20 protein-coding genes are annotated in these 20342 nt (G+C 62.0%); 10 read left to right on the forward strand and 10 right to left on the reverse strand.

Translation table 11 applies throughout. The features are described from left to right. Window positions 1-31 precede the first annotated feature (31 nt). The 7 genes from AC2444_RS30560 (at window position 32) to AC2444_RS30590 (ending at window position 7229) form a co-directional block, all read left to right on the forward strand. Entirely contained in the window at window positions 32-1021 is a 990-nt protein-coding gene (locus AC2444_RS30560; protein WP_017997205.1) for an ABC transporter permease, read from the forward strand. Then, window positions 1018-1842, forward strand: coding sequence for an ABC transporter permease (locus AC2444_RS30565; protein ID WP_017997206.1), 825 nt, complete (start codon window positions 1018-1020; stop codon window positions 1840-1842). The genes AC2444_RS30560 and AC2444_RS30565 overlap by 4 nt, the downstream gene beginning before the upstream one ends. Beyond that, complete coding sequence (locus AC2444_RS30570) at window positions 1839-2627, forward strand: ABC transporter ATP-binding protein (protein ID WP_113545348.1); 789 nt, start codon at window positions 1839-1841, stop codon at window positions 2625-2627. Before AC2444_RS30565 ends, AC2444_RS30570 begins: the two co-directional genes overlap by 4 nt. Continuing rightward, a complete protein-coding gene (locus tag AC2444_RS30575) occupies window positions 2624-3403 on the forward strand; it encodes an ABC transporter ATP-binding protein (RefSeq protein WP_012760040.1) in 780 nt (259 codons plus the stop codon). The genes AC2444_RS30570 and AC2444_RS30575 overlap by 4 nt, the downstream gene beginning before the upstream one ends. Before the next feature lie 11 nt (window positions 3404-3414). Continuing rightward, a complete protein-coding gene (locus AC2444_RS30580) occupies window positions 3415-4509 on the forward strand; it encodes a pyridoxal-phosphate-dependent aminotransferase family protein (protein WP_128449565.1) in 1095 nt (364 codons plus the stop codon). A 71-nt stretch (window positions 4510-4580) separates the two neighbouring features. After that, window positions 4581-5444 (forward strand): glycerophosphodiester phosphodiesterase, encoded by an 864-nt coding sequence (locus tag AC2444_RS30585; RefSeq protein ID WP_012760038.1) that lies wholly within the window; start codon window positions 4581-4583, stop codon window positions 5442-5444. 129 nt (window positions 5445-5573) lie between these two features. Then, a complete protein-coding gene (locus AC2444_RS30590; protein ID WP_128449564.1) occupies window positions 5574-7229 on the forward strand; it encodes a GGDEF domain-containing protein in 1656 nt (551 codons plus the stop codon). A 66-nt stretch (window positions 7230-7295) separates the two neighbouring features. Here the strand turns inward: AC2444_RS30590 and AC2444_RS30595 are convergent, their stop codons facing one another. The 7 genes from AC2444_RS30595 to AC2444_RS30625 all read right to left on the reverse strand — a co-directional run bounded on the left by AC2444_RS30595 (window position 7296) and on the right by AC2444_RS30625 (window position 14484). Further along, a complete protein-coding gene (locus AC2444_RS30595) occupies window positions 7296-8105 on the reverse strand; it encodes an inositol monophosphatase family protein (protein ID WP_017997211.1) in 810 nt (269 codons plus the stop codon). Then, window positions 8105-9109, reverse strand: coding sequence for a LacI family DNA-binding transcriptional regulator (locus AC2444_RS30600; protein WP_128407595.1), 1005 nt, complete (start codon window positions 9107-9109; stop codon window positions 8105-8107). Before AC2444_RS30600 ends, AC2444_RS30595 begins: the two co-directional genes overlap by 1 nt. Next, window positions 9093-9872 (reverse strand): glycerophosphodiester phosphodiesterase, encoded by a 780-nt coding sequence (locus tag AC2444_RS30605; protein WP_128407594.1) that lies wholly within the window; start codon window positions 9870-9872, stop codon window positions 9093-9095. Before AC2444_RS30605 ends, AC2444_RS30600 begins: the two co-directional genes overlap by 17 nt. Then, a complete protein-coding gene (locus AC2444_RS30610; protein ID WP_017997213.1) occupies window positions 9872-10927 on the reverse strand; it encodes an ABC transporter ATP-binding protein in 1056 nt (351 codons plus the stop codon). Before AC2444_RS30610 ends, AC2444_RS30605 begins: the two co-directional genes overlap by 1 nt. After that, the gene (locus AC2444_RS30615; protein ID WP_026154681.1) at window positions 10927-11769 is read right to left on the reverse strand and encodes a carbohydrate ABC transporter permease; all 843 of its coding nucleotides are present in this window, start codon (window positions 11767-11769) and stop codon (window positions 10927-10929) included. Before AC2444_RS30615 ends, AC2444_RS30610 begins: the two co-directional genes overlap by 1 nt. 2 nt (window positions 11770-11771) lie before the next feature. Next, entirely contained in the window at window positions 11772-13073 is a 1302-nt protein-coding gene (locus AC2444_RS30620) for a carbohydrate ABC transporter permease (protein WP_128449563.1), read from the reverse strand. A gap of 64 nt (window positions 13074-13137) precedes the next feature. Further along, window positions 13138-14484, reverse strand: coding sequence for an extracellular solute-binding protein (locus AC2444_RS30625; protein WP_003552053.1), 1347 nt, complete (start codon window positions 14482-14484; stop codon window positions 13138-13140). A 247-nt stretch (window positions 14485-14731) separates the two neighbouring features. On the opposite strand from AC2444_RS30625, the gene AC2444_RS30630 reads away from it, so the two are divergent. Next, window positions 14732-15190, forward strand: coding sequence for a YbaK/EbsC family protein (locus tag AC2444_RS30630; protein WP_017997214.1), 459 nt, complete (start codon window positions 14732-14734; stop codon window positions 15188-15190). A gap of 84 nt (window positions 15191-15274) precedes the next feature. Next, on the forward strand, window positions 15275-16270 hold the full coding sequence (locus AC2444_RS30635) for a Tim44 domain-containing protein (RefSeq protein WP_128449562.1): 996 nt from the start codon (window positions 15275-15277) through the stop codon (window positions 16268-16270). Between the two features lie 128 nt (window positions 16271-16398). Here AC2444_RS30635 and AC2444_RS30640 read toward each other — a convergent pair whose 3' ends face one another. Next, the gene (locus AC2444_RS30640) at window positions 16399-17430 is read right to left on the reverse strand and encodes a hydroxyacid dehydrogenase (protein ID WP_128449561.1); all 1032 of its coding nucleotides are present in this window, start codon (window positions 17428-17430) and stop codon (window positions 16399-16401) included. A gap of 278 nt (window positions 17431-17708) precedes the next feature. On the opposite strand from AC2444_RS30640, the gene AC2444_RS30645 reads away from it, so the two are divergent. Then, a complete protein-coding gene (locus AC2444_RS30645; RefSeq protein WP_128449560.1) occupies window positions 17709-18308 on the forward strand; it encodes a HupE/UreJ family protein in 600 nt (199 codons plus the stop codon). A 165-nt stretch (window positions 18309-18473) separates the two neighbouring features. Here AC2444_RS30645 and AC2444_RS30650 read toward each other — a convergent pair whose 3' ends face one another. Together AC2444_RS30650 and AC2444_RS30655 are read right to left on the reverse strand one after the other, a co-directional pair. Further along, a complete protein-coding gene (locus AC2444_RS30650) occupies window positions 18474-19460 on the reverse strand; it encodes a HupE/UreJ family protein (protein WP_017997218.1) in 987 nt (328 codons plus the stop codon). Beyond that, complete coding sequence (locus AC2444_RS30655) at window positions 19457-20341, reverse strand: peptidyl-prolyl cis-trans isomerase (protein ID WP_128449559.1); 885 nt, start codon at window positions 20339-20341, stop codon at window positions 19457-19459. Before AC2444_RS30655 ends, AC2444_RS30650 begins: the two co-directional genes overlap by 4 nt. Window position 20342: the final 1 nt, after the last annotated feature.

The raw sequence follows: 20342 nt of genomic DNA on the forward strand, positions 1-20342 counted from the left end.
CGGCAATTCCCTTCCAGAGGCCCTGTCAGGCGTGAAACGAGCCATCATCCTCCTGAGGCGCAGGGCGATCAGTAGTATTCCGGTGCTGCTGATCGTGGTGATCTTCACCTTTTTCTTGCTTGAGTCAGCCTCGGGCGATGCGGTCGACGCCTATCTCGGCTCGATCGGCGGCGGCGATGCGGCACTTAGGCAGTCGCTGCGCGAGAGTTACGGTCTCGACCAGTCTATGCTTGCGCGCCTCTGGCTCTATCTCTCATCGCTTGCGCGGCTCAATCTCGGCTGGTCGGTCGCCTTCGGCCGGCCGGTTGGCGCGCTTATTGCCGAGCGCCTGCCCAATACGCTGCTCCTGATGGGCAGCGCCACCGCGCTCTCCTTCGGCCTCGGCTCGGCGCTGGGCATTCTTGCCGGCGCGCGGCCGGGCAGCATGCGCGATCGGCTGCTGTCGATCGGTTCGCTGATCGTCTATGCCATTCCAAGCTTCTGGCTCGGCCTGGTTCTGAGTATCGCCTTTTCGGTGAAGCTGCGCTGGTTTCCGATCGCCGGCGTCGAGACGATCGCTTCCGGCAAGACAGGATTTTCGCGCGCGCTCGATATCGCCGATCATCTCGTTCTGCCGGTCGGCGCGCTCGCCCTGATCTATCTCGCCTTGTTCCTGCGGGTGATGCGCAGCGGCATGGTCGAGGCGTGGAAGCTCGATTTCGTGCTCTTCGCCCGCGCCAAGGGCCTGTCGCGGAGCCGGATCGTGCTGCGCCACGTGGCGCGCAATGCGCTGCTGCCGCTCGTCACCATGCTCGGACTGCAATCGGCGGCGATGCTCGGCGGCAGCGTGGTGATCGAGAGCGTCTTTGCGATCCCGGGTTTCGGGCGTCTGGCGCAAGAGGCGGTCAATGGCCGCGACGCGCCGCTGTTGATGGGCATCGTCGTCACCAGCGCCGTCCTCGTCATTTCCGTCAATTTCCTCGTCGATCTCGTCTATGCAGCACTCGACCCGCGCATCGGCGCTTCGGAGGGCGGCACATGAGCCGCCTGCTGCGCACGCCGGAAGGCGTGATCGGGCTTGTGATCCTTCTCGTCCTGCTTTCGGCCGGGCTGCTCGCCCCTATCCTTTCACCGGGCGATCCACTGAAGATTGCCGGCCGTGCGCTGCTGACGCCCTTCACCGATCCGGCTTTTCCGCTCGGCACCGACCGGCTCGGCCGCGACGTGCTGGCGGGCCTGCTTTATGGCGCGCGGACCTCGCTGGCCGTTGGCCTTGCGGCAGCGTTTTCGGCCATGGTGCTTGGGCTCTGCGTCGGCATGGCCGCCGGTTTTGCCGGCGGGCTCGTCGACGAAGCGCTGATGCGCGTGGTCGACGCCTTCCAGATCGTGCCGGCTTTTCTGCTTGCCCTTGCCTTCGTCAGCACCATCGGCGTCTCGACGCCTGTCGTCGTCATTGCCATTGCGCTCGGCACCTGGGCCGATCCGGCGCGGCTGACGCGAGCGCAGGTGCTTGCCATCCGCGAGCAGGATTACGTCGCCTCGGCAAGGGTGATCGGCATGCATCCGGCCGAGATCGCCTTCCGGGAAATCCTGCCGAACGCGCTGCCGCCGGTGCTGGCGCTCTCCGCCACCATCGTCGCCGGCGCGATCCTCACCGAGGCAGCGCTGTCCTTCCTTGGCCTCGGCAACCCCAATATCGCCACCTGGGGTTCGATGATCGCCGAGGGCCGCAGCGTGCTGCGCTCGGCATCCTATCTCTCCGTCATACCGGGCGCGGCGCTCGCCATCACCGTGCTCGGCGTCCATCTCTTCAGCGAGGGTCTCGGCAAGGCGCTCGGCGATAACGATGCGAGGGCGGCATGAGCGGCATCTTCTGCAGCCTGCGGCAGCTTTCAGTCACCTATGGGCGCGGCGCTGCTGCCGCGCTCGACAGTGTCGATCTCGATATCGCCGCCGGCGAAAGGCTGGCGATCATCGGCGAAAGCGGCTCCGGCAAGAGCACGCTCGCCCGCGCGCTTGCAGGCCTGCTGCCGGAGGGCGCTAAGGTCCGGGGGGAGATGCTCTGGCCTGCACTTGGCCATCCGCCTCGTCCCGGCCGCGATTTCGGCTTCGTCTTCCAGGATCCGGGCTCCAGCCTCAATCCCGTCCTGACGATCGGCGAGCAGATCGCCGAGGGCGCCAGGCGCCACCTCGGCCTCAGCTCGAAACAGGCCTATGCCAGGGCCGAAGAATTACTCGAGCGGGTACGGATACCGCAGCCCGACAAGGCGATGCGGGCCTTTCCGCATCAGCTTTCCGGCGGCCAGCGCCAACGCGTGGCGATTGCGGCGGCCATTGCCGCGAGGCCTGCGCTGCTGATCGCCGACGAGGCGACCAGCGCGCTGGACGTCGTCGTCCAGGCCGAGATCGTCCGGCTGCTCGACGGGCTGGTGCGCGAGGATGGCATGACGCTTCTCTTCATCACCCATGACATCGCGCTGGTCTCCGGCTTCGTCGATCGCATCGCCGTCTTCCGCAATGCGAGGCTAGTCGAGGCAGGCCCCGTCCGTTCGGTGCTTTCAGCGCCCAAGAGCGACTATACCGCCGCCCTCATCGCCAGCCATCGTGACCTCGCGACGCCGCCGCTGATCGCGGAGGAGCTACCATGAACGATGTGCTGCTTTCCGTCGAAAACCTGTCGAAAGGGTTTGCTTCTGCGGGCCGCCAGGTTGCCGCTCTCGACAATGTGTCGCTGACGATCGCGCCTGGGGAAACGCTCGGCCTCGTCGGCGCCTCCGGCAGCGGAAAATCGACGCTGTCGCGCATCCTGCTGCGGCTTGTTGCTGCCGATGCCGGCTCGATTCGCTTCGAGGGAGAGGATTGGCTCGCGCTGAATGGCGCGCCTTTACGCCGCCGGCGGGCGCGTATGCAGATGGTGTTTCAGGATCCGCTCGCCGCCTTCAATCCGTTGGCGAGCGTTAGTGCAGTGCTCGACGATCCGCTTCGCATCCACGGCGTCGCAAAAGACCGGCGCCCCGGCGAGATCGTCGATCTGCTAGAGCGTGTCGGCCTCACCGCCGATCATGCCGCCCGGCCGGTGCGTTCGCTCTCCGGCGGCCAGCGCCAGCGCGTGGCGATTGCGCGGGCGATTGCGACGCGGCCGTCGATGCTGGTGCTCGACGAGGCGGTCTCGGCGCTCGACGTCACCGTGCGTGGCAGGATCCTGGAGCTTCTGGTCGATCTGCAGAAAGAACAGGGCATTGCCTGTCTGTTCATTTCGCACGATCTGGCCGTGGTGCGCGCCGTTTCCCACCGCATCGCCGTTATCGATGGCGGACGGATCGTCGAGACCGGTCCGGCAGCGGCGGTCGTTGCCGCTCCGCAATCGGAGGCCGCCCGCGCGCTCGTGGGCGCCGTCCCCCGTCTCGTGACCGATCTTTGCTGAAGGAAGTATCCATGTCCGATCTTGGTTGGAATCCCCTGCATGCCGTGCCCTCCTATCCCGCGGAGCGCTACGCCGTCCTTGCCGACAGGATCGGCGACATATTGTGCAGCCGCAACGATATATTACTGGTGCAGGCCGAGGCGGTGGTGGCGCTGGAGGCGGCGGCGCTCAGCCTTGCGCGCCCCGGCCTTTCAGCACTCAACATCATCACCAGTCCCTATGGCGGCTGGTTCGGTCAATGGCTGCGGCGGGGTGGCGCGTCGGTCGCTGATATCGTCGCCGAACCGGGCCTGCCGATCGAGATCGAAACAGTCGCCAAAGCGCTCCAGACAGGTCCGAAGATCGATGTTCTCTCGCTGGTGCACGCGGAATCCGCAAGCGGCATTCTCAACCCCCTGCCCGAGATCTTGGCGCTTGCCCGGGCTCGCGGCGTCGTCACGGTTGTCGACGCGGTCGCATCGGTCGGCGGCCATCAGCTCGATGTCGACGGTCTCGGCATCGACATCGCCGTGATCGGGCCACAGAAGGCGCTCGGCGGTCCGGCTGGCGTGTCCGCGCTTTCGGTCAGCGGCAGGGCCTGGGATTTGATCCTCAGTGACGGCGCACCGCGCGATTCGATCTTGTCTTTGGCCGATCTGAAGAGCTGGATCGACGGCGGCCGGCGTGGCCTGCCGGGAACACCGGCGTCGCTGGAATTCTTCGCGCTGGAGACAGCGCTCGACCGCATCGAGGCCGAGGGCCTGGAGAATGTGGTCGCTCGCCATGCGCTGGCGGCATCGGCGACGCGAGCGGGGCTTGCCGCGCTCGGTGCCCCGGGATGGGTGCCGGCAGTAAAGGCGTCGAACCTGGTCACGGCAGTGCCGGTGCCGGAGGCGCTCGCGCCTGCCGCGCTGATCGCAGCTGCCGGGCAGCTCGGGGTCGAGCTGAGCGAAGGCGTTGGAACAGCGCCGGCCCGTCTCGTGCGGCTGAACCACACGGGTTCGCGCGCCGCATTCCAGACGGTGCTGTCGAATGTCGTGGCGTATGGCGCCGCTCTCAGGCAGGCAGGCCATCCCTCGGATATATCAGCCGCCTCGGAGGCAATATCCGCAGCCTACAGTCGATGAAAGCCGTATTCGGCCCTTGATAATCATGGTTCATCAAGGCAGGAGAGTAGTATCGCGGAGACTTGGTGCAGATGACAAGATTGCTGGATGCGCAGGGCCTGGAGATTTCACATGAGGGGCACCGGACCCGCCTGAAATGGCACCGGTTGCGCAAACGGTTTGCCGATCCGTTGTTCTCAGCCGAAGTGATGGCGGAGGGATTTGCAGCAGGCGCTTCGATGGAGCTCGATCTGCGCGTACGTGCCGACGGCGGTTTCGTCGTGCTGCACGACAAGGATCTCGAAGGCGAGACGACAGGACATGGACCGGTCGCCGAAAAGAGTATCGGTGACCTCAGCGATATCAGGATGCAAGAGGGCGACCGGCCGCTGATCCTCAGCGAGGATCTTGCCGCCATGATGCAATCGACGCATCCAGCCGCACTGCTGCAATTCGACATGAAGGATGACTTTGAAGCGATCGGCGCCAAGGGCGTCGCGCATCTGGCCGCGCATTTTAGGGATATCGCCGCCTCGGTGATTGTCAGCGGCGACAGTCTCGACCTCATCGTCGCGGTCAAGGAGAAGCTTCCCCATCTCCTGCGCGGCATCGATCCGACCAACAAGCTCTACGATATCAGGATGGCCAACGGCTGGAAGGCGGTCGAGACGGAACTGCGCGCTGACCTGCGCGGCCCGACTGAACCGGACACGATCTATCTGCACTGGCCGCTGATCCTTGATGCCGCCAATCAAGGTCTCGACTTGATCGCGCTCTGCCGGGACGAAGGCAAACGCGTTGATGCCTGGACCTTCACCCTGAAGGATCCGGAGGCCGGTTTCAGCGAAGAGGAATGGCGAGGCTTTTCAGCGCTGATGGCCCTGAAGCCGGATCAGATCACCACCGACGAGGCGCCGGCGACTGAACGCGGCTGGGGCCGCCGCATGGCGAATTAACCGGTGGGCGTTGGAGCATGATGCCGAAAGGTGTGAGAGGCTTTCGCTACCCTGTTTCTAGGTTTGTCGCCTGCTTTTTGCAGTTTGCATCATTTTAAACTTCTGATGCTATCCATAGCCAGCAGACAAATGTTGGTGTCCGATATGCAAATTGTTGATGCCGAAGCAAATACTCGACAAGCAAATTCCAGCTTACAGGAAGCGTGGCATCTTGGATGTACAGGCCGTTCGGTTGAGGCCCTCACGCTGGCCGGCAAAATTCTTGTTGATGCCAAGGCGCGGGGCGACGATCGGCTCGCCGCGCAATGCGACACCGATATTGCCTGGTACTGTTTTCAAATCGGCAAGGCCGAACTTGGGCTGACGCATGTCCGGCGGGCGATAGACTTCTGGAAATTGCACGGGGAGCGCAAAGAGGAAGCCTGTGCCCGGGCCTATTTCGGATGGTTGCTCTTGGAACTGGGCTTGCCGGTGGAAGCGATCGAAGAAGCGACCCGCGCGTTGGATCTGGCCGACAAGGCCGCGGATCCGAAAGCACAAAGCCTGGCCACCAACGTCATAGGGATTATCTTCTGGTGCAACAAACAGCCCGACCGGGCCATCTTGATGAGCGAGAGATCTGTCGAACTCGCCAGATCGATTGGCAATAAGAACTATGAATGCTGGTGGCTTATCAATCTCGGCGGCGCTCATTCGGAAGGTGGATATATCGCGCGGGCGCTCGGCCAGCCGGAGGAAGAACACCAGATGCTGGTCAGGGCGCTGGCACTGACCGAACAGGCGCTCGACATCGCAATCGAGATCGGCGACAGCTGGGCCGCTCGCCTCTGTCTCGGCAACCAAGCCGAATTCTACAGCCACCTGGGCGAGCATGAGAAGGCGCTCCAGTGCATGGCCCGCTATCGGCTGTTTCAAGAGAACAGCTATGTCAGGGACAGGCAGCAATATCTCTACACTTTGGGCCAGATCTACAACAATTCCGGAAAATTCACCGAAGCCCTGTCGCCGCTGCTCGAGGCGGTGGAGCTGATCGACGCCGGCGGCAGTTTCGATTCCTATGTCCAGATCTATCTTTATCTGTCGCAGGCCTATGAGGGGCTGGGACAGTTCGATCCGGCGCTGGCGGCCCATAAAAAATACCACCAAGCCTATTTGCGCAATAGCGCCGAGAGTACGCAGCGACGCGCACGTCTCGCTGAAATCTACTATGAAACCAAACGGTTCAAGGAAGTTGCCGAAACGGAGTCGAAGCGCGCAGAAACGCTGGAGGCATCCTATCAGAAATTGCAGGAGCAAACCGATCTCCTTGCAAATGCCGTCTATCTGGACGCACTGACCGGGCTCTATAATCGCAAATATCTCGACAGCCGCTTTAAAGCGCTGACATCTGAGAAGCGTCCATATTCGATCGCGATGCTGGATGTCGATCACTTCAAGTCGATCAACGACGACTTCTCTCACATGATCGGTGACCGGGTCCTGAGTGCCATTGGAACCATATTGCGCAGCCAGTTGCGCGTTACCGATCAGGCAATTCGGTTTGGCGGCGAGGAATTCGTCGTCCTGTTCGCCGGCGCTCCCCGAGGGGCCGCAGATCTCTGCGAGAGGCTGCGTTCAGCCATTGAACGATGGGATTGGTCTGAGATCTGCAACGGGCTGCACGTCACGATCAGCATAGGTGTCGCCGGTACCCTGTCTGCCAAGTCTCCGAACGAGATTTTGGCGATCGCCGATCAGAATCTCTATGCGGCGAAAAAGACCGGTCGCAATCGCGTTGTTGCGTAACGGGCGTTCCGGGCAAAGTTCGCAGTCTCAGAAATCGGGCGGATCCCGTCGCCGGGAGTGGTCTATCTATAGCCCCTCGATGTCGAGGATGAACGCGAACTCGCCAGCAAGCCCCGGCGAGTAGGCGATGACAGGTCCGCCCTGCGCAAGCAGCCTCTCGACCGGCGGCATCGCCACCGCAGCGCCGGCCTCTTCGGCGATCAACGCGCCGGCGAGCATGTCCCAAGCATTGAGGTGGCGTTCGTAATAGAGATCGGCAGCACCCTCGGCGACACGAACGAGGTCGATCGCGGCCGCACCCGTGCGGCGATAATCCATGCCGCGTTCGTGAAGCCGTTTGGAGAGCGCAAGATAGTCGTCGAAGCTCGTCTTGCGGGAATGGCCGAGAATGACAAGCGCATTTGCCGGATCGGCGGTCGCAGCCGCATGCACCGGCAAACCGTCCTTAAAGGCGCCGCCGCCGCGGACGGCGTGAAAGACCTTGTCGCCGGCGGCGTCGTAGACCACGCCGATCTCGACCTGTCCGCCGACGACAAAGGCGATCGAAACGCCCCAGTGCCGGAAGCCTCTGATATAGTTGGTCGTGCCGTCGATCGGATCGACGACCCAGGTGCCGCCCTTACCCGATCGTCCGCCACTCTCTTCGCCCATGAAAGTGTCATCCGGAAAGCGCGAGAGCAGCCCTTCGCGGATCGCCTGCTCGGCCCTCCTGTCGGCAACGGTGACGAAATCCTGCAATCCCTTGTTCTCGACGGCAAGCGCGCCGGGGTCGGAATCGTGCCGAAACCGGGCCGTCTCCCGTCCGACATCGAGGGCAACGGTGATGGCGACCTCCGCCCGTGCGCGGATGGCGGCGGCGTCGAATACGGAGTTCATCAGGCAGTCCTTCTTCTGATCAGTGTCACCGGCGTGAATTCGACACGCGCCGTCAGGTCCGGCTCGACGATGCGGCTCATCAGCAGGTCGACCGTCTTTTCGGCCTGGACGTCGCAGGGTTGGCGGATGGTCGTGAGATCATAGGCCGCCCAGCTCGCCTGAGGAATGTCGTCATGGCCGATGATGGAGAGCGGCGGCGCATCCTCGCGGCCGCGGCCCTGCATGATGCGATCGACCACGCCGCAGGCCATGTAGTCGTTGGCGCAGAACAGCCCGTCGATGCCGGATGCGGCAAGTTCGGTTGCAGCATCGTACCCGCTCCGGTAGTCGTTGATCCTGACCTGCAGAAACTGCGCCTCGACGCCGAGCTGCTTGCAGCGTGCGATGAAGGCCTCGCTGCGCCGCCGCGCCGTATAGGATATGGCAGGGGCAGCCATCACGGCGGGCTTTCGCACGCCGCTGTCGATCAGGTGGGTGGCGGCGAGATGGCCGGCCATGCGGTCGTCGGAGATGATGCGGTCGACGAAGGGAATGTCGTTGCCCTTGTTGATCAGCACGATCGGCACACCCTCGGCCGCGCACTGCTCGCAGATCTCGGTCGGCGGTGCGTCCGAGGTGACGATGACGCCTGATACGGCGTAATGCAGCAGCTGGCCAATGACCGTCGAAGTATCAGCCTCCGGCGAGGTCGGCAGTAGGATGGGGCGGAAATTGCGGGCGAGCAGCACTCTTGCCAGGTTTTCGATTTGCAGCGTGCGGAACGGATTGTCGAGGCCGGCAGCGACAAGGCCGACGAGATCGGAGCGTTTGTTGGTGAGGCTTCGGGCAAGATAGTTGACCCGGTAGCCAAGTTCCTTGGCGGCCTGATAGACCTTCTCGCGCGTCTTCGGCGAGACGCTGGCATCCGGCGTGAAGGCGCGCGACACGGCAGCGCGCGAGACGCCGGCCACACGCGCCACGTCGAAGGAGGTTACCTTGCGCGGTCCCTTATCCCTGTCTGTCAATTGCTTTTTCCTTAGCCGCAGGCGGCCGCATCAGATCGGGTAGATCCGTGCAGATGCCGAGAACCGGAAGCTTCATGAGGTCATCGAGGATGGCCGGCCGTTCCTCGTGCCAGAGCACGATCTCGCGGCCAGCCTCGAAGGCGCGGCGCATCAACACCTCGCTCACCAGATCCTGCGGACGTTCGCCTGCCCTCTCCCAGCACAGATGCAGGATATCGGCGCCGGCCTCGTCGCCGAGCGCGTGCGGATCGTGGCCGACCCGGATCAGCACCGAAAGCGGAAAATCGCAGGCCGCGTCGCGAAGTTCGCGCACCTGTGCCGTGTCGAAGGAGCCGAGACAGGCGAAACGCTGGTTCATCTCGACAAGGTGCTGCCAGCAGCGCAGGCCGGTTCCAGGCGCCTTCAGCTCGACATAGAGACCGGTTCCGGTCTCGCGGCCGAGTGCGGCCACCTCCGAAAAACTCGGCACGTCGACGCCGTCGAGGCGGGCGAGCTCTGCCGCCGTCATTTCGGAAATGCGGCGGTCGATGCCGAAGACACGCTCGAGATGGTCGTCATGCGAGACGACGACTACGCCGTCCTTGGTCAGCTGCGTGTCGAGCTCCCACATTTCCGCGCCGAGTTCGGCGGCACGGCGGAAAGCGGCTATTGTATTCTCGCGTTCATGGCCACTGGCGCCGCGATGGCCGATGCAGAAGGGAAGCCGGCCCTTGGCCGTTGGCCAACCGTAACGCTGGAAGAATACCGAGAAATCGCGGGTCATCAGAGCCTCCTGCCATTTTCGTCGAAAACGAATATGCCGCGGCTGTCGATCGCCCAGCGGACGTCGTCGCCGACGTGAACATCGCTACGCACCGGCTGGATCGAACGCAACAGCGGTCCGCCGGCAAGAGCCACGTCGTAGAGGTTCTCGCGGCCCTGCGTTTCGGCGAAGGTGACCTTGCCCGGGACGGCGATGTCGCCTGCCGGCGTGAAATGCTCGGGCCGGACGCCGAGCATCAGCTTGGTACCTTCGGCGGCACCGACGGTATCGGGCAGCGGCACGCGGATCTCGCTTTGCGGGATTGTGAATGCGCCCTTGTCCACGATGCCGCGCAGGAAGGTGATAGGCGGATTGCCGAGAAAGCCGGCGACGAAGGCGGTCTTCGGATCATTGTACATTTCGGCCGGCGTGGCGATCTGGACGATCTCGCCCTCCTTCATGATGGCGATGCGGTCGCACATGCTCATCGCCTCCACCTGGTCGTGGGTGACGAGAATGGCGGTAATGCCGGTTTCGCGCTGCAGGCGGCGGATTTCCGATCGCATTTCGAGGCGCAGCTTGGCGTCGAGATTGGCGAGCGGCTCGTCGAGCAGCAGCACATCGGGCTTGCGGATCAGCGCGCGCGCCAGGGCGACGCGCTGCTGCTGGCCGCCGGAAAGCTCGGCCGGCCTGCGGCCCATCAAGTTACCGATCTGAACGAGAGCCGCGATACGGTCGACCTCCTTGCGGATCTCGCCAGCCGGCATGCCCTTCACCTTCAGCGGAAAGCCGATGTTCTCGGTAACCGTCATGTGCGGATAGAGCGCATAGGACTGGAAAACGACGCCGACATTGCGAGCCTGGCTCGGCAGGTCGGTGACGTCGCGGTCGCCGAAGAGGATGCGTCCGCCGCTTGGCCGATGGATGCCGCAGACGGAAAACAGCGTCGTCGATTTGCCGCAGCCGGAAGGACCGAGCAGCGCCAGCATCTCGCCGTTGCCGACTTCGAGGGTCATGTTCTCGATGACCTTGGTGGAGCCGAAGCTCTTCGAAAAATTGTCGAGGAGGATTCGCATCAGCCTTTGCTCCCGCCGCCATAGATGTTCATGAGGTATTTGTTGAAGAGCGCGTAAACGATCAGCACCGGAACGAGGTAGAAGACGCCGACGGCTTTGAACATGTTGAAATCATAGTTGTTGTCGTCGGCGAGGAAGGCCGCGAGATAGACCGATAGCACCTGCACCTGATTGCCAGGTGCCAGCACCTGCGGCAGGATGAACTCGCCCCAGCCGGAGAGGAAAGAGAAGAGGCCAAGCGCCATGATGCCGGGCTTGACCTGCGGCAGCACGAGGCTGCGCCAGACCCGGAAGCGCGAGGCGCCGTCGACGACGCCGGCCATTTCGATTTCCCAGGGCACGGTGTCGTAAAAGCCCTTCATCAACCAGATGCCGAGCGGCAGGTCGATCGCCGCCTTTACCAGGATGACGCCGATCAGCGAATTGTAGAGACCGATCATCTGCAGCACGATGAAGATGGCGATGATCAGCGTCACCGACGGGAAGGCATGCAGCACCATGACGCCGGCGAGGAAGAAGCCGCGTGCCGGGACGTTCAGTCGCGACAGCACGTAGCCCGCCATCGACGAGACGATGAGCACGAGGCTGGTGGTGCAGGCCGCAAACAGCAGCGTATTCACGGTCACCTGCCAGATGTTCGCCTTGCCCTCCGTCGTCTGCCAGAGGAAGCGCCAGTGGTCGAGCGTCAAGCCGGAGGGCAGCAGTGCGTCCGCCTGCTTCACGGTCACCGTGTCGAGGAAGAGATAGACATACATCAGGAGCAGCGGCAGGCTGACGATGGTCAGCGCCGTTATGACAGGCCAGCTGCGGTAGTTTGCCGAGGGCTGCGATCGTTCGGCCATGGTCAATCCTCGATCAAGGGCTTGGCGACAAGCGTGCCGTAGTTGAAGACGCGCAGATAGAGGAGCGACAGCGTCACGCCGATGACGACGAGCACCAAGGCCATGGCGGCACCCAACCCGTATTCGAGGTTGCCGGCATAGTTCCTCAGCGCAGTGTGATAGGCCGAGAGCGCCCAGACCTCGGTCGCATTGCCCGGTCCGCCATTGGTGGCGAGCAGGATTTCATTGAAGGAGGCAAGCAGCGACAAGGTCTGGTAGCAGGTAACAAAGAGGATTGGCCAGCGCATCTGCGGCAGAATGATGTAGCGAATCTGCTGCCAGCGCGAGGCGCCGTCGACCTCGCTCGCATAGAACTGGCTCTTCGGAATGGCCTTCATCGCCGAGGAGAACACCAGCATGCCCATCGAGGCGCCGATGAAGCCGTTGATCAACACGACGAAGAACCAGGCGTTGTAAGCGTTGTCGAGAAGGTAGTTCTTTGGCGGATAGCCGAACTTGCCCATCAGGATCGAAATGAAGCCGGTATCCCAGGCAAGCCACTTCCATAGCATGACATAGATGACGACAGGGGTAATGCGCGGCAGGAGCCAGATGCCGCGGAAGATCGAGGCCGGCGTCGGCGGCATGTAATGCGTCCAAATGGCAAGTAGCAGCGCATAACCGACATTGAACAGCATCAGCACCAGCGCGACGTAGAGCACGGTATTCAAGAGTACACGCGCCATATCGGGTGAGGTGGTCATGCGCGAGAAATTGTCGGTCGTCCAAACCCAGCCGGTATAAGTGGCCTTGGCGACCGTTTCCTTCTGCTCCGGTGTCAGTTTGAAACCCAGACTATCCAGCGCCGAAAAGAGCTGCTCCTTGCTGTCGAAGCGGGTGTTGAGGACGGAGCGGTTGAACTGTTCGGAAATCTGCTTGAGGTCGCGCGTCGAAGGCCGGTCGGCGAGATCCTTGAGCATGCGCTCGACGTCGCGGCGTGCCGTGAACACCTCACCTGCATGTTTGGCGCGCAATTCCCCAGCAATCCCCGGCGCAAGCCCGAGTCCTTCGACGGCCTTGAGGCCCGCCTCGTCGATCGTGTAGCGCGGTTCGGCCATCTCGGCGGCAATGTCCGGTATTGCCGACTTTAGCGCAATCATGGAGTTGGGTGCGATCTGATAGACGCCGCCGGAAATACCGGTCGCCGTCGTCATGCTGGTCATCGAAAAGACCGCTGTCAGAACGACCGGCATCAGGAAGAAAAGAACGATCATGATCGCCGCAGGCGCGATCATCACCAGTCCGAGCGTTCTGGACGATTTCATGGAAGCCCCTCATCGCGGACCGACCGGGCAGCGGGTTACCGCCGCCCGGAAGAGTGCTTCGACCTTAGCGGATGACGATCTTGTCGCCGAGCGTGCTCTTCAGCTCGCTCTCTGCATCACCGACCGCGGCGTCTACGGTCTTGGCGCCGGTCCAGGATGCTTCGAGGTTCTTCCACATGATGTTCCAATATTTGCCGAAATCGGAATTGTTCGGCATCGCATTGGCATGTGGCAGCAGGCGCTCGGTGGCTTCGCGGGTCCAGCGGTCGGCCGAATAGAATTCGACGGTGGATTCCGACTTGGAGATGCCGAGATGGGCCGATTTGACTGCATGCAGCGCGTTGATGCGTGGCTCGGAGGCGATCTTAACCAACTGGGCGGCGATCTCAGTGTCTTCCTGGTCGTGACCTGCGGTCAGCAGGTAGACGAGCGGATGGGTCAGCGTGTTGGCCTTGCCGCCTTCGCCGGCGGGGATCAGCGTGAAGATCACGTTGCCGAAGAAGTCCTTCAGGCCTTCCTGGTTGACAAGGCGAGCATAGTGCCAGGTGCCGCCGTCCCAGATGCCGGCCTTGCCTGTGGCGACTTCCTTCCACCACTGGTCGCCCGGCATGCCGATGTGGTTCTTCTTGGTAACACCGCTCTTCACGGCATCGGCGAAGAACTGATAGGTGCGGGTCATCGCGGCCTTGTCGAAAACGAGCTTGCCGCCTTCTTCCATCGTGCCGCCGAAGCTGGTGTAAAACTGCCAGTAATCAGGGCCGTTGCTGGTGCGCGGATAGAAACCATAGCCGGGCTGGACGAGGCCCTTATCCTGCATCTTCTTGGCGTCTTCGAGCAGGTTCTTCATGGTGTACTTGCCGTCCTGCACGCTCTGCGGCAGCGCATCCAGATCGGCGTCGCTGTAGCCGATCGCCTTCATGTAAGGCTTCCAGAAGAACATCGGACGGGATTCGGCGTCCTGCGGGATACCGTAGACGGTGCCGTTATAGGACGCGATCTGCAACAGGTTTTCATAGATGTCGCTGAGCGGCCAAGAGTCGAGATCGACATAATCCTCGATCGGTACGATCAGCCCGGCCTGCGACCAGGGTGCTATGTCTTCATGGCCGCTTACGACGATATTCGGAGCGGTCTTGGCTTCGGCGGCAAGGGTCAGCGCCTGCTTGAAGTCCTCCCAGGCCGAATAAGGCTTCTTCTCGACGGTGATCTTCAGGTCTTCGCCCTTAAGAGCGGCTTCACGCTGCAGCTGCTGGGCTGCGATCTCGATGGCGTCGAGGCGATAGACGTCGTTCGGGCCGGTGCCGCCGGCCCAGACGCTGATGTGAACGTCCTTAGCGAGTGCAATTGCAGAGGTCGACGCCAGGATGGCGGCTGCGACGGCAAGGGATTTCAGTGTCGGCAAAATAGTCATCTTCTTCGTCTCCCTAGAAGAGCAGTGTGAGGCCTCTTGACGGGTCAGCACTGCTGATGATGACCGTTCCGAAACCCCACGAAAACGTGGCGTATCCCGCTCTAGGGGTTGAACGTAACGGCCGAATGACAAAATTGAGCACGTGTGCAAAATTATTATGACGATGTCCGCGCGACTTGCAAGCGGCGGTTTTCGGCAGGCGTCTTTTACGCTTCAAATTGCGTATTTCCTGGGCTAGCATCACGTCATGAGCCTTGAATCTGTCCGCGCCTTCCTCAGCGCCCACGCACCCGATATCGAAATCATCGAAACCGCCGAGAGCTCCTCGACGGTTGCGCTTGCCGCCGAAGCCCATGGCGTCGAGCCGGCCCAGATCGCCAAGACGATTTGCCTGCGCGTCGGCGAGCAGATGATGCTGGTCGTAGCCGGCGGCACGGCGCGGCTCGACAATCGCAAGTTCAAGGACACGTTTGGAGCCAAGGGGCGCATGCTCGATGCCGAAGAGGTTGTGGCAGTCACCAGCCATCCGGTCGGCGGCGTCTGCCCCTTCGGCCTGCCCTCGCCGCTGCCCATCTATTGCGATATCTCGCTGAAACGCTTCGATGAAGTCGTGCCGGCCGCCGGCTCGACCAACTCGGCCGTACGCATCGAAACCGGACGGCTGGCTGAGCTGACTGGCGCCAACTGGGTCGATGTCTGCCAGTAACGCATCCGGGGAGCTTCACACTCGGGAAAGAGTACCTATATTAGCTCTCGATATGCCGTGATTGTGCATGACAGGAGATCAGGAATGCCGAGTGCCGTTTCGCGTTTTGCCAAGATCGCGGCCATTGCCGCACTGACGAGCGCTACCGTTTTTGCTTCCCTTGACGATGCAGAAGCGCGCCGCGCCGGCAGCGGCGGTTTCGGAAGCCGCGGCACGCGCACCTTCCAGGCTCCGCCGGTCACCAGCACCGCACCTGGGGCCACAGCACCGATCGAACGGTCGATGACGCCGCGTTCGCAGACCACGGCACCTGCCACCGCGCAGCAGCCTCTTGGCGCCCAGCGCCCTGGCTTGTTCGGCGGTTTCGGCCGTTCGATGATCGGCGGCCTGATTGCCGGCGGCCTTCTCGGCATGCTGCTCGGTCACGGTTTCGGCGGCGGCTTCGGCTTGCTCGGCATGCTGTTGCAGATCGCGCTGATCGGCGGCGCCGTCATGCTCGCCATGCGTTATTTCGCCAACCGCCGCCAGCCTTCCTACGGCGTCGGAGGCCGGAGCCGGTCCTATAACATGTCGCCCACGAATAAGTCGTCGTTCCAGATCCCGACGATCGGTTCGGGGGGCGGTTTCGGCGGGCAGTCGCGCGGCAATCGGCCGAGCGACGAGATCGGGCTGGCGCAAGCCGATCTCGATCAGTTCGAGGAACTGCTGACCCAAGTGCAGACCGCTTACGGCGCCGAGGATTACGGTACCTTGCGCCGGCTGACGACGCCCGAGGCGATGTCCTATCTCGCTGAGGAACTCGGCGAAAATGCCACCAACGGCGTGCGCAACCGCGTCTCCGATGTCAAGCTGCTGCAGGGCGATATTGCCGAGGCCTGGCGCGAGGACGGCCAGGAATATGCGACGCTCGCCATGCGTTATTCCTCGATCGACGCCATGGTCGAGCGCGACAGCGGCCGCGTCGTTTCCGGCGACGATCGCCGTCCAAGCGAGAGCACCGAGGTTTGGACTTTCGTGCGCAAATCCGGCGCTGACTGGAAGCTTGCGGCGATCCAGGGTGCCGAGCAGCGCGCCGCCTAAAGCGACGCGCCAAATCGGTATTTTGCTCTAAAGCGCGTGGCGATCTTTCAGATTCGCCTCGCGCTTTAGATCTTTGCTTTTGCGTAGGCGGTATCGCAAAACCGCTCCACACTTTTGCGCGACATGCTCTAATTCACCGCGACCGGTTTTGAACGCATGCGGGAGACCGTCTCGCGTTCCGCCCGCTTGCAGCGCATCGGCGGCAGGCCGCGATCCATCAGGTCCATGTCTTCGAGCACCATGTCGCCCATCTTCTTGAAGGCACTGTCGAGGGCGCCGGCCCTATGCGCCGAGCGGATGAAACCCTTTAGGCTCCGCACCGGATGATCGGGTGGCAACGGTTCCTCAGGGTAGACGTCGCTCGCCGCGACGATATGGCCTGAAGAGACAGCTGCCATCAACGCATCGAAATCGATGACATCGGCGCGGCTGAGCAGGATGAAGGCCGCGCCCTTGCGCATGCTGGCGAAGGCCTCAGCGCTGAGAAATCCCCTGTTCTCGCTGGTCACGGCAGCGGCGACGAAGACAAAATCGCTCTTTGTCAGGACGTCATCGAGGCTTGCAGGCTCGACGTCGTTCTCCTCGAGGATCGATTGTGGCAGCCAGGGATCGAACACCCGGATCTTGGCTCTGAAGCCGGACAGGACCCGGCGCAGCGCTTTGCCGAGATCGCCGAAGCCGACGATGCCGATCTCGGAGCCGGCTATCAGCCGCGCGCTTGCATTTCCCTCGCCGCCCCAGAGTTCCGTGCCCTGGCGGAAAGCGACATCCGCATCGACGATGCCGCGCGCTAAGGCCAGCGCGAAACCGAGGCCGATTTCGGCGACCGGCTCGGCAAAGACCTGCCCTGTCGTCACGACATGGATGCCGCGTTGGAAGAGCACCTCATAGGGCATGTTGTTGAGCAGATTGCTTTCGACGTTGAGGATCGAGCGCAAGGCCGGCATTCTGGCTAGCGTTTCGGCCGAAAGTGGCGGCTGGCCGATGATGTAGCGTGCCCTGCCGAGGATGTCGTCGCCGAGCCCGGCGGTGTTCTCGGGGTCGGCCTCGACGATCTCATATTTCTCCTGCAGTTCGGCGCGCGCCTTGTCGCTGAAGATCAGATCGAGCGTGCGCGGCTCGGGCGCGCTGATCGCCAGCGGCCGTTCGGTATTCGTCATGGGCGTCTCCTCCATCGCGGCAGTCTGCGCCGTCTCTGCCGGACGATTGATAGCCTCTGTGCGGAGTTGTTTCCAGTTCGATCTTGAGGCGCGTCGCGCCGGGAGAAGCTATCGAAAGTGGCATTTGCCTATCAGATAAGCAGTTGAATTGGCTTGGTATTTCTTGGCATTTTTATTTGACGGTATAAATTCTTTGAATTAGCCTAGTCCCCGCGACTTTAGAACCATGCCCGGTGTTCGGCGGCCGCAGGATCTTCAAAACTCAAGGGAATCGAACAATGAAATCAGCATTAAAGACCGGTTTGTTCGCCCTTGCCGCCGCAGCACTTCCGGCCGTTGCCTATGCTCATACCGGTGTCGGTCAGACCTCTGGCTTCATGCACGGCTTCAGCCATCCTATTTCCGGTCTCGACCATATCCTTGCCATGGTGATGGTCGGTGTTTTCGCATTCCAGCTCGGCGGCCGTGCGGTCTGGCTCGTGCCGGCGACCTTCGTCCTTGTCATGGCTGTCGGCGGCGGGCTCGGTATGGCAGGCGTGAACCTTCCCTTCGTTGAAGTTGGCATTGCGCTTTCCGTCATCGTCCTCGGCGCAATCGTGGCGCTCAACGTCAAGGCTCCGACTGCGGTAGCGATGGGTATCGTCGGTCTCTTCGCGATCTTCCACGGGCATGCCCACGGCGCGGAAATGCCGGAAGACGCCGGTGGTGCCGCCTATGCCGCCGGCTTCATGTTCGCGACCGCGCTTCTCCATGCCGCCGGCCTCGGTCTCGGCTTACTGATCGCCAGCATCGGTGAGCGTCAGGGTCCCTTCGTCGTGCGGACGGCCGGCGGCCTCGCCGCTGTTGCCGGTGTCGGCATCCTGACGGGCGTGATCTGAGCCGCCGGCAAGACAGATGATGCCCAGGCGCTTGGTCAAAAGCGCCATTACAGCTGCCGCGTGTCTTTTCAGATGCGAAAAGGACGCTGTAACATTTTGAATCGACGCATCGGCCTGAAAACCGATTCTGATTTTCAGGCCGATGCGCTAGTGGCGATTTGTCGGCTAAAAACCAGCCACACGCTGCACGAACCAGAAGGCCGAGACGGTGCCGATCAGGTAGGCAAGCCAGAAGTGCATGCGCGAAAAATCAAATAAACGTACAAGCCTAAAGCTGGCCACGGCGAGCAGTGCAATCGCGACGAAAGCCAGTTGACCGGCTTCCACCCCCAGATTGAACGTGAACAGGGCCAAAGGCACATCTTTCTGTGGAAGGCCGATTTCCCGTAGCGCGCCGGCAAAGCCGAAGCCATGCAAGAGGCCAAACACGAAACTGATAATCCAGGGATAACGGCTGGAAAGATCGCGCCTGCCGCGACCGCTTCGGATGATCTCGGCAGCGACGAACATGATGCTCAATGCGATCAGCGCCTCGACGGGCGACTGTGGGAGTCGGGCGACGTCCAGCGATGCGATTGCAAGCGTGATCGAATGCGCCACGGTAAATGAGGTGATGGTAAGCAGCAGCATTCGCGGGTTGCGGATCAGCAGCAGCAGAGCAAAGACAAACAGCAGATGATCGACGCCTTCCAGGATATGCTGGACGCCGAGGAAGAAATAGGTCTTTGCCGTGCCCCAGGGCGTCAGGCTTTTGGCGATCGTCAGGTTCGGATCGGAAGGGGCGATACGGCTTGTTTGGGTCGTGCCGTCTAGGTTGGTTAGCTTTGCCAGCGCATCGGTAAATGTCGATGATAGTCCGCCGATGAATACAGTTTTGCCACTGAGCCCGCCTGGGCATTTTACTTGCCATCGGCTGACATAGGCAGTGTCGATATGGCCTCCGACCGGGTCGGTCATCTGCTGGCAAGCGTCCGGCAAGTGAACGGACAATGCCATTTTGTATTCACCGCGCGCCGGCACCTTCCAGGTGATCGCATAGCTTTCCGGCGCGATCTCGTTGATTTCGAGAAAGGCCGGGCGAAGTTCATGGGCGTTGGCAGTACAAGTGACCCAAAGCAAACACCCAAAAAACAGACCGAGGAAGCGGCTCATGGCAGACTCGACGTCTTGATCGGCGATGTGTCGATGTCTCGCGGCCAGTTGATCTCGATGTCGTATTGCTTCTTCATCGCCGCATAGCGTGCGTCAGCGATGTCTTTGCGTCGGGCACTTTCCCAATCTGCAAGCACTGCGGTCCCAGCGTCGGAAAGTGCGGGCGGATGGCTCATGAGCCGTTCTGAAACGAAGACAAGATGAACGCCGTATGCCGACCGGATCGGCCCGTACCATCGGTTTTCAGGCGCGGACGCCAGTTCGGACACGAAGTCTTGACCGAAGCTGGTCGCGATCAGTTCGGCGTCGCTGAGCACCGTCCTCTCCGGCAGGAGCGAGGAGTCGCCGAGAGAGGTCATATCAATCGACGCGGCGTCGGATTTGAGTTTCGAAAGCACCGCGGTTGCGCTCAGATCGCCTTTGTCACCCGTGCGTTCGCTCCTGAAAAATATCTGCCGGAAGGCGAGCTTTTCAGGCAGCCGGTAGTCTTGCGCATGCGCCGTGAAATAGGCTTCGAGTTCCCCCGGTTTTGGCGCCAGCTCCTCGACGCTTGGCTCGAGCAGAAATTCCATCTTCTGCTGCATGCGCCGCCGGAAGACGGTATCGTCCTGGGCGAGACCCATCTTCTGACCCTCGCGGTAGAAGATTTCCTCCTTGATGTAACCCTCGACGAGTCCCTTCAATTCGTCCTCCGTCGGTGGACGTTGCCAGGTGCGGGAATAGGTGTCGAACATGCGTGCGAGTTGGCCCTCGTCGACAACGATGGCCAGATCCTCTCCAACAGTCATAGGCTGACGTGTCAGCGTATAGAGGCTGAAGACGACGACGCCAAGAATCAGGAAGTGGAACAGGGGTTCAACCAGGACTTTACGGATGAGCATG

It is taken from the genome of Rhizobium sp. WSM1328, from assembly GCF_057653715.1.